The sequence below is a fragment of the Segatella copri genome (assembly GCF_019249765.2).
Classification (GTDB): domain Bacteria; phylum Bacteroidota; class Bacteroidia; order Bacteroidales; family Bacteroidaceae; genus Prevotella; species Prevotella copri_K.
Genome location: NZ_CP152484.1, coordinates 367,465 through 382,599, shown reverse-complemented (window position 1 = coordinate 382,599; position 15,135 = coordinate 367,465). Strand labels below are relative to the sequence as shown.

The following is a 15,135-nucleotide window of genomic DNA, read 5'->3' as shown; positions in this document are numbered from 1 at the left end:
CCGAGCAGAAGAAGATAAACAACAATGATGGTAAACAGATATATCACAGCCCTTTTGGTTGTCCTGGCGGCAACCGGCATGGAGGCGCAGACTTATCAGCAGGCGCTGAAGTTTGCGCTTACGGATATATCCTACGATGAATTCATCCAGCAACCGGAGGCGAAGGCATTGGAGGAGGACATTCTCTGCGTGCTCAAAGCCATCAAAGCGGCATCAGAAGATGAGAGCATCGCTACGCATCATCCTATTCTGTCGGCAACACTTGCCGCCAATTCTTCTGACATTCTGACAGACATTCATTCACATATTTATTATGATTCCCCTACGGAGCATAGATACAAAGTTCCGTATGGGAGTATTGTTATTCGAGGTCCAGACTGCTGATTTTATGCTTTCCGTAAGCAAAACTCAGAAGATTTGCCATAAAAACAGGTAATAATTGGCAATTCCTTGCAGATTTACAGATATTTTTAGTAAATTTGCAAGCTAGTAATAAACAACAGGAAAAAGCAGAAGAGGAAAAAAGGACTAACAGAGCAGCATTTGTCTTAACTCCTTAACTTCTTTAACTCCTATATTTCGAATAATAATAAAAAATAAATATACAATGAACTTTAACAAAATTCTCCAGTCATTGTTTGGCAACAAGTCAACTCGCGATATGAAGTTGATCCAGCCAATCGTAGAAAAGATCAAGGCAGAGTATCCTAAGATGCAGGCCTTAAGCAATGACGAACTTCGTGCAAAAACAAAAGAACTTCAGAAGTACGTACAGGAGTACGCCAAGGAAGAGAAGGCTAAGATTGCTGAACTCAAGGCTAAAATTGAAGACACTCCTATCGATGAGCGTGAAGGTATCTTCAACCAGATCGACAAGTTAGAGCAGGAAGCACTCGACAAGTATGAGGAAGCCCTCAACGAGGTTTTGCCTCAGGTTTTCGCTATCGTTAAGGATACTGCTCGCCGTTTCGCTGAGAACGAGGAAACAATAGTTACTGCTACCGACTTCGACCGCGAGCTAGCTTCTAATCCAGCTAACGACTTCGTTACCATCGATGGCGACAAGGCTATCTATCACAACCACTGGACAGCCGGCGGTAATGATATGAAGTGGGAAATGATTCACTACGATGTACAGCTCTTCGGTGGTGTTGTTCTCCATCAGGGTAAGATTGCCGAGATGGCTACCGGTGAGGGTAAGACCCTTGTAGGTACAACACCTATCTTTCTGAATGCCTTGACTGGCAATGGTGTTCACGTCGTTACCGTGAACGACTATCTGGCTAAGCGTGACTCTGAGTGGATGGGACCTCTCTATATGTTCCACGGTCTCTCTGTAGATTGTATCGACAAGCACCGTCCTAATTCCGACGAGCGCCGCAAGGCATACCTGGCAGATATCACCTTCGGTACCAACAACGAGTTCGGTTTCGATTATCTTCGTGATAACATGGCTACCAACCCAGCCGATCTGGTACAGCGCCAGCACAACTACGCCATCGTCGATGAGGTCGACTCAGTATTGATTGATGATGCCCGTACTCCATTGATTATCTCTGGTCCTATTCCAAAGGGCGACGACCAGATGTTTGAGCAGTATCAGCCATTGGTTGAGAAACTTTATGAGGTACAGCGCAAGCAGGCTACAGAATTGCTCGCCGAGGCTAAGCAGAAGATTAACGAAGGTACAAAAGCTAAGAATCAGGAACTCCTTGATGAAGGCTTCCTCGCACTCTTCCGTTCTTACAAGGCATTGCCTAAGAACAAGCCATTGATCAAGTATCTTTCTGAGGAAGGTATCAAGGCTGGTCTGCTGAAGACCGAGGAGTACTACATGGCAAACAACAACCGTGAGATGCCTAAGGCTACTGAGCCATTGTACTTCGTAGTAGACGAGAAAATGAATTCTGCCGACCTTACCGATAAGGGAACCGACTGGTTGGCTAAACAGGTAAACGACAAGGAGCTCTTCGTATTGCCTGATATCACAACAGAAATGAGTGAACTCGAGGCACGTACAGACCTTACCGACCAGGAGCGTCTTGACAAGAAAGACGAGATGCTGGCTCACTATGGTGTACAGAGCGAACGTGTTCACACCTTGCAGCAGCTCCTGAAGGGTTACACCATGTTCAATAAGGACGACGAATATGTTGTCATGGACGGACAGGTGAAGATTGTGGATGAGCAGACAGGACGTATCATGGAAGGTCGTCGCTGGAGCGATGGTTTGCACCAGGCTATTGAAGCTAAGGAGCACGTAAAGGTAGAGGCTGCTACACAGACCTTTGCTACCATCACACTTCAGAACTACTTCCGTATGTACCACAAACTCGCAGGTATGACCGGTACAGCAAGTACAGAGTCAGGTGAGTTCTGGGATATCTACAAACTCGATGTTGTTGAGATTCCAACCAACCGCCCTATCCAGCGTAAGGACTTGGATGACCGTGTATACAAGACTGCCCGCGAGAAATATCGTGCAGTTATCGACGAAATCGAGGAAACACGTAATGCTGGCCGCCCAGTCTTGGTAGGTACAACATCTGTCGAGATTTCTGAGTTGTTGAGCAAGATGTTGAAGATGCGCAACATTCCTCATAATGTATTGAACGCTAAGCTGCACCAGCAGGAGGCTCAGATTGTAGCCGAGGCAGGTCGCTCAGTAAACGGTAAGGGTGCCGTAACCATTGCTACCAACATGGCAGGTCGTGGTACCGATATCAAGCTGACTCCAGAGGTAAAGGCTGCAGGTGGTCTTGCCATCATCGGTACAGAACGTCATGAGAGCCGCCGTGTAGACCGTCAGCTCCGTGGTCGTGCCGGTCGTCAGGGTGACCCAGGTTCTTCTGTATTCTATGTATCATTGGAGGATAAGCTGATGCGTCTGTTCGCTTCAGAGCGTATCGCCAAGGTAATGGACCGTCTCGGTTTCGAGGATGGCGAGCGTATCGAGAGCCCAATGATCAGCAAGAGTATCGAGCGTGCTCAGCGCAAGGTTGAGGAAAACAACTTCGGTATCCGTAAACACCTCTTGGAGTATGATGACGTGATGAATCGTCAGCGTACCGTGATCTACGAGAAGCGTCGCCACGCCCTCATGGGTGAGCGTATCGGTATGGATATAGCCAACATCATCTGGGACCGCGTATTGAACATCGTCAACAACAACGACTTCTTCGGTGCCAAGGAAGAGTTTCTGAAAGTTCTCGCTATGGAGATTCCATTCAACGAGGATGAGTATGAGAACGGCAGACGTGAGGATTTGGCAGAGCGTGCTTTCCAGGAGGCTATGGCCACATTCAAGCGTAAGACAGACCGCATCCAGGCTACAGCTATGCCTATCATCAAGCAGGTATACGAAAACCAGGGTGCTATATACGAGCGCATCATGGTGCCTATCACAGACGGCAAGCGCATGTACAATATTCCTTGCAACCTCAAGGAGGCATACGAGAGCGAGGCTAAGAACGTAGTGAAGGAGTTTGAGAAGAGCGTTGTTCTCCAGATTATCGATGACGACTGGAAGGAGAACCTCCGCAAGCTCGACGAACTGAAGCACTCTGTACAGAATGCAAGCTACGAGCAGAAGGATCCTCTCCTCATCTTTAAGTTGGAGAGTGCCAAGGTTTGGGATGCCATGATCAATGACATGTACGACCGTATTGCAAGTATCCTGATGCGTGGCCAGATTCCAGTAATGGAGCAAGAGCAACCAGTTCAGGAGGCAGCTCCTGAGCAGCACACTCAGCAGAACTATGTAGAGAGCAAGGTAGATTTGGATGCAGAGCGTGAGGCACAGGAGGCAGCTGCTAACCAGGATACCCGAGAGGGCGCACAGGTAAACCGTACTCCTTACCGTGCAGAGCACATGCCACGTCCTAACGACCCATGTCCATGCGGAAGCGGCAAGAAGTTTAAGAACTGCCACGGCAGAAATCTGTAATATCTAATAGACATTGAGCGTATGCCCGCATACACTCAATGTCCTTTAATAATAAAAAAAATAATATACAATGAAAAAAAACATTTTTACATTAATTGGCACTATTGCAGTATTATTCACTGGCTGTGAAAATAACACTGCAGAAGACTTGATGTCGAACAGCACATCTAAATCTAATGACATAATTCAATTAGAAATCCAAAGTGCTAACGACTACAACATTTACAAAACATGGAATAATTCTAACTCAAAGCTTCCACAAACACGTGCATCCGTTACACCTTACACTCTAACAGGATACACTTCATATACGACTTCTAAAGCTAAAAAAGTTGCAATAACCAAAGAACTTGCTAAAAAATTGGGTATTTACCAACAGATTTATTTAATGGATTTCTATACAGTAAATTATAGCAAGACTATTGATGGTTTAGGAACCAAATTTTTCTTTTCACCAGCAGAATCCCCAAATTGTGGTCTCAACCCTACGAATTCATCTGAAAGAGGATACTCAAGCAATCAAAGTGGAAACACCATCACATTTGTTACAAAAATTTATCATATCATTTCAGACCTATCTGGCATAAAATATGACCTTTGGTATCCTTGTAAACCAGAAGAAGTTGTATGGTGCTATAATCTTATAAATTTATAGATATGAAAAGACAATTGATTCTCATAAGCGGATTATTTTTGTGCATAGCATGCTATGCACAAAAATTTCAATATGGAATAACTAGCCATATTGCTATAAATCAACCCCAAAAATACAGAACCCATATAGGATGGGCGATTGGTTTTATTGGAGAATATAATTTCAACCAAAATAGAATTGGAAACTTTTATTTTACTTCCAAGCTAAAAATATCAGAAAAAGGTTGGAAAGACGACATTTACGACATAGAAGAAGAAAAACATACAAGAACTACACATACCTATTACTTAGAAATTCCAATATCAATCGGATATAAATTAATAATAAATACAAAAAGTAATATATTTTTTGACTTTGGACCATACTTAGCTTATGGCTTATTTGGCAATTACAATATCGACTACGCTGAATTAGAAAACGACAAAAATGATTTATTTACTTGTGGAGCATACAAAAGATTTGATTTTGGATTTCAAGGAAACATAGGCATCAATATTACTAATTTTCAAATCGGAATAGGTGCAGTCCAAAGTATAATAAAGCCAACTAAAGATATATGGAATTTAGAAAACCCAAAGGAAAAGAGTTTTTTATTAAACATATCTTACTTTTTTAATCGCTAAACAAAAAGCCTTGGATTAAGACTACGCAATAGCTAATCATGTAGTTTCTGCATTTTATAGTATGAGACACCTTGAAAAGTGCCATCAAAACAGAGGGGCACCTCGAAATGCTTACAGTTTAAAACTTAAAAGCATAAGAAGAACTATTCTGTATGAACTTTATAGCACAAAAGAACCTATTTGGGGCTTTTTTTTGCTGTTTAACTTTTAGTTGATAGTGCTCTGACTTTTTCAAGTGGACTCATAATATTATTCTGGTAAAGAGTCACCTTTAAACATTCATCATCAGAAATAATGATAAGAATACGTAGATTTGATGATACTCTCATCATTTCTAGGTATTTTTGTTTTAAAACTACATTATTGCTACCAAGTTGCAAAAAATTATTAGTATTTTTGCAGTCGAAAAGAAAAAAAGAGCTGACCATGAGGTCATGCCCCAAAGAAAAGAACAAGATTAAAACAAGGAAAGATATATGAAATTATCAGAACTTAAAACAGGTGAAAGCGCCGTCATCGTCAAGGTTTCAGGACACGGTGGCTTCAGAAAGAGAGTCATCGAGATGGGATTCATCAAGGGCAAGAAGGTAGATGTACTCCTTAACGCCCCACTCCAGGACCCAGTGAAATACAAGATTATGGGTTACGAGGTGTCACTCCGCCACAGCGAAGCCGACCATATCGAGGTGGTTTCCATTGATGAAGCCAAGAACGATGCAAAGCTCAACAAGGCGGAAGAAGAAGACCGCCAACAGGTAATTGACTCAAAAGTAGTAGATTCCAACGATAGCGACGAGCAGGCGCTCGGCGACAAGATGCTCGTAGCTGAAAGAAAAGACAATGCCAGCAACGAAGCCCTGGCTGAACAGGAAGCTGAACGACTCCACCGCGTCATCAACGTGGCACTGGTGGGAAATCCAAACTGCGGTAAGACTTCCCTCTTCAACTTTGCTTCGGGTGCTCACGAACGCGTAGGCAACTATAGCGGTGTAACCGTGGATGCGAAAGTAGGTGAAGCCGATTTCAACGGCTACCACTTCAATCTGGTAGATTTGCCGGGCACCTATTCGCTTTCAGCCTATTCTCCAGAAGAACTCTATGTGCGCAAGCAGCTCATCGAGCATACGCCGGATATCGTCATCAACGTCATCGACACCAGCAACCTGGAGCGCAATCTCTATCTCACCACACAGTTGATAGATATGCACATCCGCATGGTCTGCGCCCTCAATATGTTTGATGAAACCGAGAAGCGTGGCGATAACATCGATTACGACAAACTGGGCGAACTCTTCGGTATCTCGATGATTCCTACCGTCTTCACCAATGGCCGAGGCGTGGACAAGCTCTTCGAAACCATCATCGAACTCTACGAAGGCAAGGAAGACTCCAGCGCTCACTATCGCCATATCCACATCAACCACGGACATGAGATAGAACATGGTATCGAGCATATCCAGAAATATCTGAAGGCAGATGATTCCATCCGCCAGCGCTACTCTACCCGATACCTCTCTATCAAGTTGTTGGAGAATGATAAGCACGCTGAGGAATACGTAAGCCATCTGAATTCAGCAAAGGAAATCTTCACAGCCCGTGATGAGGCAGCCAAGCGTGTGAAGGAAGAGACCCTGGAGGATAGCGAAACCGCCATCATGGATGCCAAATACGGTTTTATCCATGGCGCATTGCAGGAAGCAGGCTATGAACCGGGCAAGGCGAAGGATACCTATCAGGTAACCCACCTCATCGACAGCATCCTGACCAATAAATATGTAGGCTTCCCAATCTTCGTTCTCCTGCTGTTCATCATGTTCTCAGCCACCTTCGTACTGGGCGAGATTCCTAAGGGATGGATTGAGGACGGCGTGGTCTGGCTGGGCGATTTCATCAGCAATACGATGCCGGACGGACCTGTAAAGGATATGCTGGTAGATGGTGTGATTGGTGGTGTTGGTGCGGTCATCGTATTCCTGCCACAGATACTGATTCTGTATTTCTTCATCTCTTTTATGGAGGATTCGGGATATATGGCTCGTGCCGCCTTCATCATGGATAAGCTGATGCACAAGATGGGCCTGCATGGCAAATCATTCATTCCGCTGATTATGGGATTCGGCTGTAACGTACCTGCCGTGATGGCAACGAGAACCATCGAGAGTCACCGTTCGCGTCTGGTTACGATGCTGATTCTGCCATTGATGAGCTGTTCTGCTCGTCTGCCAATCTACATCATGGTCATCGGAACGTTCTTTGCCATCCAATACCGTTCACTCATCATGGTATCGCTCTATCTCATCGGCATCTTCCTAGCCGTGATATTGAGCCGCATCTTTGCCAGTTTCGTGGTGAAGGGCGAAGATACCCCGTTCGTAATGGAGTTGCCTCCTTACCGCTTCCCTACCTGGAAGGCGATAGGCCGCCATACCTGGGAAAAGGGCAAGCAGTACTTGAAGAAGATGGGTGGTATCATCCTTGTGGCAAGTATCATCGTATGGGCTTTGGGTTACTTTCCTCATAATGAAGAACTTGATAACCAGGCTCAGCAGGAACAGAGCTATATCGGCAGAATCGGTAAGACCATCGAGCCTATCTTCACCCCACAGGGTTTCGACTGGAAACTGGATGTGGGCTTGGTTTCCGGTGTAGGTGCCAAGGAGATTGTTGCCTCAACGATGGGCGTGCTCTACAGCAACAACGACAGTTTCTCTGATGATCAGGATTACAACGATGAAGACGGAAAATACGAAGTCTTGAAGAAGCAGATGACTTCCGACCTGAAGAAGACCTACGGTTACAGCGATGCCGAGGCAGCAGCGAAGGCAACGCTCACCGCCTACTGTTTCCTCCTCTTTGTATTGCTCTACTTCCCTTGCATCGCCACGATAGCAGCCATCAAGGGCGAGACGGGCAGTTGGAAATGGGCAGGATTCGCCGCCGGCTACACCACGCTATTGGCATGGGTAGTATCAGCCCTGGTCTTCCAGATAGGAAGTTTGTTTATCTAATCAAGGTGTCTGCTTTAAGAAAACAAACAAAGAGAGCGCACAACACCTGAACGACAGCCGCACAACAGCTGAACGACGCTCGCACAACACCTGTTGTGCAAGCGCACATCAGCTGTTGTGCGGCTTACTATATAATATATCCAGAAGACTTATTCTATATATCTGAAAAACTTCAAGTAACTGTTCGGAAGATTTTAGTCATATACTAGAACGTTATCAGTCATATACCTGAACGACATCAATCATATCATTAGAAGACATCAACCGTTTCCTTATTCAGGATAATCTCTTTCCTACCTTTGCGGCAACAAACGCTATCATCAGACCCAGGCAGGCGGCAATGCTGATGGCAATGCGGAGACCGGTAGCCTCAGCAAGCCATCCGATAACCGGAGGTCCTACCAGGAAACCGAAGAAACTGATGCTCGAAACGATGGTAATGGCGATACTCGCCTTGATGGTTCCCAATTTTCCGGCGATACTGTAACAGATAGGAACCGACGAAGAGATGCCGAAACCTACCAGCAGGAAACCCAAGGTGGCAGGAATGAGATAAGGCAAGGCAGCAGCCAGCCACAAACCGCCCAATATCAAACCACCACAAACCTTCAATACTCTGGCTGGGCCGTATTTCGTAACAAACCCATCAGCCATGAATCTACCCAACGTCATCGCACCCATACCAGCCACATAGCCCGCACGGATAAAAGCCTCATCGGGTTTTACTACTGATGAAAAATATACGCTACTCCAATCGTAAACGGTACCTTCACAGAACATGCCTGCAAATCCCATCAGTCCCAAAAGGAACAGAATCGGGTCGATGGTCTTGAAAGAGAACTTTGGAACATCCTCCTCTTCTGCTTTCGCCATGACATCATTAATCAGAAAGCGGAAACCGACAGCAATGATGAGAATACTCAGAGCCAGGATAGTTCCAAAGTGGACATCTATCGGGAGTAAAGTATTGGCAAAGATGGCACCGATGATACCACCGGAGAATCCGCCCAGACTCCACAGACCATGAAACGACGACATGATGTTGCGCCCATACATCTTCTCTACCAGACATGCCTGCGTATTAGTGGCAATGTTCATCAGATTCGCCATCATTCCGAAAGCAATAAGACTCAAAATCAGATGAAAAACCGTAGTACTGCTACCGATGCAGAAAAGAACCAGGGCATAGAGCACCTCAGAGAGAACCAGCATCTTCTTGCTGCCAAATCTACTCACCAGGATACCCGAGAAAGCCATCATCAGAAGTTGGCCGATAGGAATGGCGAAAAGCACCGTTCCCAACTGGCCGTTGCTCAGATGCAACATCTGTTTTACATCCGGAATACGGCTTGCCCAACTGGCAAACACTACTCCCGGCACAAAATAATAAGCCGCAACCGCCACTCGCTTGCGCGCCAAATCACTTAAATTACTCAAATTACTCAAACTGACTGTCATCCTTAATAATATACCTATTATAAATACTCATTTCTATTAGCGGCTGCAAAATTACAAAAAAAAACAGAAAAAGACTGATATTTGAACAATAAATGTTGCGCCGTTTGAGATTTTTGCCGTACCTTTGCACTCAGAAAAAAAATTAAAAACAAACTAGCAATGAAGAAACAAACAATGATTACCCTGGCACTCGCCCTCACTCTGGCGATGCCAACCCTACCCGCCTTCGCCCAGAAGGCGATGAGCAAGAAAGAAATTGCCGAAAAAGAAAAGGCATTCAAGAACCTTCAGCATCCCTGGAAGGGAAAGAAGGTGGCTTACTTCGGCGACTCCATCACCGACCCTAACATCAAGGCATCAAAAGTAAAATACTGGGGATTCCTGCAGGATTGGCTCGGCATCACCCCTTACGTTTATGGTGTGAGCGGCAGACAGTGGAACGATATTCCCCGTCAGGCAGACCAACTGCAGAAGGAACATGGTGATGATTTCGATGCCATCCTCATCTTTATGGGTACCAACGATTACAACAACGGTGTGCCTGTAGGCGAATGGTATACGGAGACTTTCGACAGCGTGAGAGTAGCCCGCCACAAGCCAAGCGAAATAGTACAGCGCCGCCACCGCCACTTCTGCATGGACAAGAATACATTGAAAGGCCGCATCAACATCGCCATGTCGAAGTTGAAGCAGATGTATCCTACCAAGCAAATCGTGGTGATGACTCCTGTGCATCGTGCTCTCTTTGCCAGTGGTGACAAGAACATCCAGCCAGATGAGATGTACGAGAATGCGCGTGGCATCTTCTTCGATGAATACGTGAAAGCTATCAAGGAAACAGGCAATGTCTGGGCAGTTCCGGTCATCGACCTCAACTCCCTTTCCGGTCTCTTCCCTCTTTACGATGCTGGTGCGCAGATGTTTAACAAACCGGATACCGACCGTCTTCATCCTAATGATGCCGGCCACTCCCGCATGGCTAAGACCATCATGCAGCAGCTCTCTGCATTGCCTTGCGTCTTCTAGAAATCCGTGGCAATAGGTGACAATAAGAATACGTCTTATTGTCACCCATTTCTTTCTGTGTATCAATCACTTACAATCTGCGTGGCAGATGTGACAATAAAATAGAAAAACTTTTTCTATATACGCGATGAAACATAACCATCAATATCGCTAAATGTCGTATCCAGAAACGTCAGGTCTTTCATTTGCAAGACATCAATCATGCGATATTCCTTATACAACTGGCGAGAAATACGAAGTTCAAAGGCCAAACGCAAATCATCTGTTGCATCAGCCCCTTCATCCTGCTTTGCCTCTTTACCCGTAATGGTTCTCATTCTTACAATCTCATACACATCACGAATCCCCTTACCCTTAATATATGGCACGAAATAATGAAGATCCTGCAATGCTATGGTTGACGGGAACTTGGCACCCGTATAATATAAGGTGGCAGATTGATTCAAAAAACTCTTTTCATACCCACGCCGATGACTCGGACGAACCACACCAACCAACACCCGATTATCCACTTCCATTACAGTTCCCTTCTGCGGAATCACATGTTGCACAGTATCCTTAGCCTTCGTTTCTATCAGTTCCCGGATAAAACCTTCAAGCAACTTTCTGTTTTCGCTATCGTTCGGCCGAAGCGGAAAAGCACCAATGTTCACCTCCTTAATAGTCTGATAGAACTTTGAAACCTCCACATCAGCCGGTTCACCATCACCAGGAAAAAGAATGTATCCGCCTATCACCTCCTTCTTTAACGGAGCCTCAACATAATCACGATAATAAATGGCATCACGATAACGATGCATCTGATTGATGGCATCATCCGGTGGCACATCTACTCCACTCGCATTCTTGCTGGCTATCCGATATTTCGCATCGAAGAGATAAGTCATCTTCATATCTTTCTGCAAATCATTCTTGGTAAGTTGCAACACTATATCTGGCTTCTGAGGAACCGTTGGCACTATCAGATTCTGCATTCCAATACAATCATTGGTCTGCTCCGTACTTTTCGGATTATATACCAATTCGGCAAGTTCTACCCCATCTTTTCTAAAGAGAATACGAGAATGCTCTCCCTTACCCAACTCCCAGGTAAACAGACCATTCAGTTCCATTCGGTTGCGATGTTCCACATCATCCATATCCAGATTCAACTCCTTCTTTACTATGTGGCTCACCTCTATGAAACACCATATTTCATAAAGCGTGGCGATGTCCTTGGATTGCAACCGATAGATGCCTTCATTTAGAGAGTAAGCCTTACGGAGCAAATTCCAAGTCCGATAAACCTGACTATATCCCGTAGCTTTCTGAAGAACCATACTTTCCTGATTCAACCCCTTGAAACGCCCAACAGTTCGGAAGAAAGGATTTTTCCTTAATCGATTCAGGGAAACATAAGTTGCCTGAAGTTCTTGCTTAGTAGCATCAGAAACCTCCTTAACCTGCTCTATACGAGTCTTTAAGAGTTCATACTTACTCGTAATCTGCGATAAAGCAAATTTCAGAAATCGATTTTCCTGGGTATCATTCGACTCTATTTTTTCGGTGATACGATAAAGATGAGCGGGTTCTTTGCGATGCTCAGCTATTTCATTTTCAAGAGACATAGGAACTCGGCGCACCTTATCTGCCCGCAGATAAGTTTCCCTGCCATGCAAGCGATGACGTGGTCGGTCGATAATGTGCCGACAAGCCTCCAAGAACTTCTTTTGTTCACCAGCAAAGATACTCCACCATATAATCTCTGGTGTTTCTCCCTGTTTATCAGGAGCAAAGCTATGATAGGTCCGTTTTAGAAAATCAAGCGAGAGCATCCGATACTCTTGCTCAATATCCTCTACAATTTTCTTCCAATGAGAATGATAATCCAGTTTGGTACTCAACACCTCGAAGGAGAATGAAAATTTTCTTTTGATGAGCTCAGAAGATACACCATCTGATTTCTTCCTCTTAACAATATAATCAAAACAGATTTCAGAACGTCCTATCTCATTGCCGAAATTCAGAAAGCCAGCCAACATACCATGACGGAAACTGAACCTGTCGTTATCATTCTGCAAGATGGAACCAAAATGTGCCTCTACAATCTTGGCATCATTCTTTTCCTCAAACTCCACCCATATCGGATAGTCTGCATTATCAAAGAATATGGCAGGAGCAGAAGAATCTTTTAATATCACCTTAGAAGTGGATTGGTCATTCAAATACCGCTCCACCAGTTCAACACCATCCGACCAGGAATATGTGGAGGAAAGTTTGTCTTCCCCCACATTCCTCTTCGCTTTATCCCAAATAGCATCAAACTTGGTGCATTCTATGGTCATCACAAAGTCGTGATGCTTGATTCTTAAAAGTTCCATTACCGTTAACTCCAAAAACTAGTGTAACCAGAACTAAGTTTCTTTTCCATTTCATCCAATTTAGCCAGAGAAACAGAACTATCTCTCATGTTTTCCGGCAACATCTTCGAAACAACTTCCTTTAAAGAAGCGAGCAACTCCGCCTTTACCTTCTCCTCATCCCCTTCTATTCTAGATAGGATTTTCATAGAAGTAATTTCATCCAAAGCACGAGCCACAACTTCATTTTGCGTCATTTCCAAACCTTGACTATTTTTACGATAAGGCAAATTATTGACCACATAGAGCAGGAACTCGTTACGGGTTCGATAAGCTATCTTAAAAGGTGTACCTTCCAATACTGCATTGATTTCCTGCAAATACAGTATCGCCTGGTTGCAAACCTCCTGATTTTCCTGGTACACGTCAACACCCTCCACCTTATCTCCTACCAAGTCTTCAAAGTTGAGTTTTCCTATCTGTTCGTGTCGGGAAGTTAATCCACCATATAAATCCACCTCATTCATTTCGATGGACATGGCTCTGTCGAGAACTTTTCGGGAGAAGGAAAAGGTTGTTTCGTCCATATTGACGGTTCCCACGATAATGAGGTTCTGGGGGATTGTAATACCTTCATCTATGAACTGCTGTTTTAAAACATCCTTTTGACTATCAGAACAATCTACCAAAAGTTCATCTATCAGTTTTTTATACCAAGCCTTAGGAACGAATTCAGCATGTTCACCACTCCCTTCTTTTTCAAATTCAGGCTTGAGAATTGGGTCTGTCACAACCTTACCTGTTTCATTGCACTTTCGAGATTCCACAACACTCAGATATTCTGCAAAATACTGTTCAACAGGAGCCAGGTTCATTTCATCTAAGCACAAGAAATATGGAGTACTTTCATTCTCCCATGCTCGCACTACAAACTTCAAAAAGTCACCAGCAATAAACGTTGGTTCATCTCCAAGTCTGCTTACATACCCAATAAGTTCAGAAGAGTCGTGCCAATTAGGCTTCACCTGTACCATTTCAAAGTTCTTCGGCTTATGATCCTTATATTCAGGAGAATCTACGCACCAACAAGCACGAGCCAATTCACGAACGATTCTACTTTTTCCAGTACCAGAAATACCTGCCAAAAGAAGGAAAGGCTTCGACTTAATGGCCGTGATATAAGGACGATAAGTTTGGTTGATTTCACTTTGAGTGACCGGTGGCTTTTGATTATTCTCCTGATTATCAACTTGTCCTGGCAATTTTCTTACTACCAAATCCAAAGATGTAGAAACCATAGGAGCCTTCCGTTTCAAGTTTTCCAAATTATCAACACAATAAACACCTTTACCTTTCACAATATCAGGCAACATATTCTCGCCAATATAAGAATTCAACACCCGCAAAGGTCCAACTATCTCAGCACTTTTAAACAATGCACTATCTCCTTTTTCTAAAACCTTGCAAATATTCTCCAGGTTAAAGACAACTTCTGAGCCATCAGTCTTCTTTATCTTATAGCAGCAATCTATAATAAACGTAGAAAGAATTGACTTCAATCCATCTTCGAACTTATCACCACATTCATCACCATTCAACCAATTATTCAGCAATAAGTCAGTATATTCAGCCTGCATTGACAAATAAGCATCAAGGACTAGCATTTTGTCAGAAAAAGCAAGCATCTTATTATAACGATTCTCACCTTTTCGCTTCTGTTTTCCATTTTCTACAAAATCTATCTTACCCAAATGCAAAAACAATTCCAATCCCACTTGTAATGACTCACACTGAGACTTAAATAATGGAGATTGATTTATTCTATCTTGCAAATTAGGCAATTGTGGAAACAGCTCATTAATGCGCACCAACAATTTCTTACTCAAACAAATTGCAATATTATCCCCAACATTCACTTCTTCAGAAAAAAGGACTTTAGAAGGATTTGCACATGACTTATAAATGATATACAAAGAAGCCAAAAGTTGCTTGAAAGAATTCAAGGAAGATTTGATTCCCAATCTGAGATTAGGATTTTCTCTATAAATCAATGATGAAGGAAAAACATCTGCCATAATTG

At 43.9% G+C, this 15,135-nt stretch carries 9 protein-coding genes; 6 read left to right on the top strand and 3 right to left on the bottom strand.

From position 1 onward, the window contains the following. Positions 1-24 precede the first annotated feature (24 nt). The 5 genes from KUA46_RS01580 (at position 25) to feoB (ending at position 8,232) form a co-directional block, all read left to right on the top strand. Entirely contained in the window at positions 25-384 is a 360-nt protein-coding gene (locus tag KUA46_RS01580; RefSeq protein ID WP_228112481.1) for a hypothetical protein, read from the top strand. Between the two features lie 223 nt (positions 385-607). Further along, positions 608-3,946, top strand: coding sequence for a preprotein translocase subunit SecA (secA, locus tag KUA46_RS01575; protein WP_022120998.1), 3,339 nt, complete (start codon positions 608-610; stop codon positions 3,944-3,946). Between the two features lie 70 nt (positions 3,947-4,016). Next, positions 4,017-4,601, top strand: a complete 585-nt coding sequence (locus KUA46_RS01570) for a hypothetical protein (RefSeq protein ID WP_217746044.1) — start codon at positions 4,017-4,019, stop codon at positions 4,599-4,601. A gap of 2 nt (positions 4,602-4,603) precedes the next feature. Then, positions 4,604-5,224: an outer membrane beta-barrel protein gene (locus KUA46_RS01565; RefSeq protein WP_118139201.1), complete on the top strand. Its 621-nt coding sequence runs from the start codon at positions 4,604-4,606 to the stop codon at positions 5,222-5,224. Between the two features lie 476 nt (positions 5,225-5,700). Continuing rightward, entirely contained in the window at positions 5,701-8,232 is a 2,532-nt protein-coding gene (gene feoB / locus KUA46_RS01560) for a ferrous iron transport protein B (protein ID WP_218486794.1), read from the top strand. Between the two features lie 276 nt (positions 8,233-8,508). On the opposite strand, the gene KUA46_RS01555 is transcribed toward feoB, so the two are convergent. Continuing rightward, on the bottom strand, positions 8,509-9,669 hold the full coding sequence (locus KUA46_RS01555) for an MFS transporter (protein WP_218486795.1): 1,161 nt from the start codon (positions 9,667-9,669) through the stop codon (positions 8,509-8,511). Between the two features lie 180 nt (positions 9,670-9,849). Between KUA46_RS01555 and KUA46_RS01550 the strand changes: the two genes are divergently transcribed. After that, positions 9,850-10,716 carry an SGNH/GDSL hydrolase family protein gene (locus KUA46_RS01550; RefSeq protein WP_254881214.1) on the top strand — a complete coding sequence of 289 codons (867 nt, stop codon included), beginning with the start codon at positions 9,850-9,852 and terminating at the stop codon, positions 10,714-10,716. Between the two features lie 116 nt (positions 10,717-10,832). On the opposite strand, the gene KUA46_RS01545 is transcribed toward KUA46_RS01550, so the two are convergent. Together KUA46_RS01545 and KUA46_RS01540 are read right to left on the bottom strand one after the other, a co-directional pair. Next, entirely contained in the window at positions 10,833-13,076 is a 2,244-nt protein-coding gene (locus KUA46_RS01545) for a DUF2357 domain-containing protein (protein ID WP_218486796.1), read from the bottom strand. A 5-nt stretch (positions 13,077-13,081) separates the two neighbouring features. Then, positions 13,082-15,130 carry an McrB family protein gene (locus KUA46_RS01540; protein ID WP_218486797.1) on the bottom strand — a complete coding sequence of 683 codons (2,049 nt, stop codon included), beginning with the start codon at positions 15,128-15,130 and terminating at the stop codon, positions 13,082-13,084. Between the last annotated feature and the right edge of the window lie 5 nt (positions 15,131-15,135).

Bases quoted from the DNA above. Each gene is read 5' to 3' on its own strand.
- KUA46_RS01565 (WP_118139201.1), top strand. From the start codon at position 4,604: ATGAAAAGACAATTGATTCTCATAAGCGGATTATTTTTGTGCATAGCA.
- KUA46_RS01540 (WP_218486797.1), bottom strand. From the start codon at position 15,130: ATGGCAGATGTTTTTCCTTCATCATTGATTTATAGAGAAAATCCTAAT.
- feoB (WP_218486794.1), top strand. From the start codon at position 5,701: ATGAAATTATCAGAACTTAAAACAGGTGAAAGCGCCGTCATCGTCAAG.
- secA (WP_022120998.1), top strand. From the start codon at position 608: ATGAACTTTAACAAAATTCTCCAGTCATTGTTTGGCAACAAGTCAACT.
- KUA46_RS01550 (WP_254881214.1), top strand. From the start codon at position 9,850: ATGAAGAAACAAACAATGATTACCCTGGCACTCGCCCTCACTCTGGCG.
- KUA46_RS01580 (WP_228112481.1), top strand. From the start codon at position 25: ATGATGGTAAACAGATATATCACAGCCCTTTTGGTTGTCCTGGCGGCA.
- KUA46_RS01570 (WP_217746044.1), top strand. From the start codon at position 4,017: ATGAAAAAAAACATTTTTACATTAATTGGCACTATTGCAGTATTATTC.
- KUA46_RS01545 (WP_218486796.1), bottom strand. From the start codon at position 13,076: ATGGAACTTTTAAGAATCAAGCATCACGACTTTGTGATGACCATAGAA.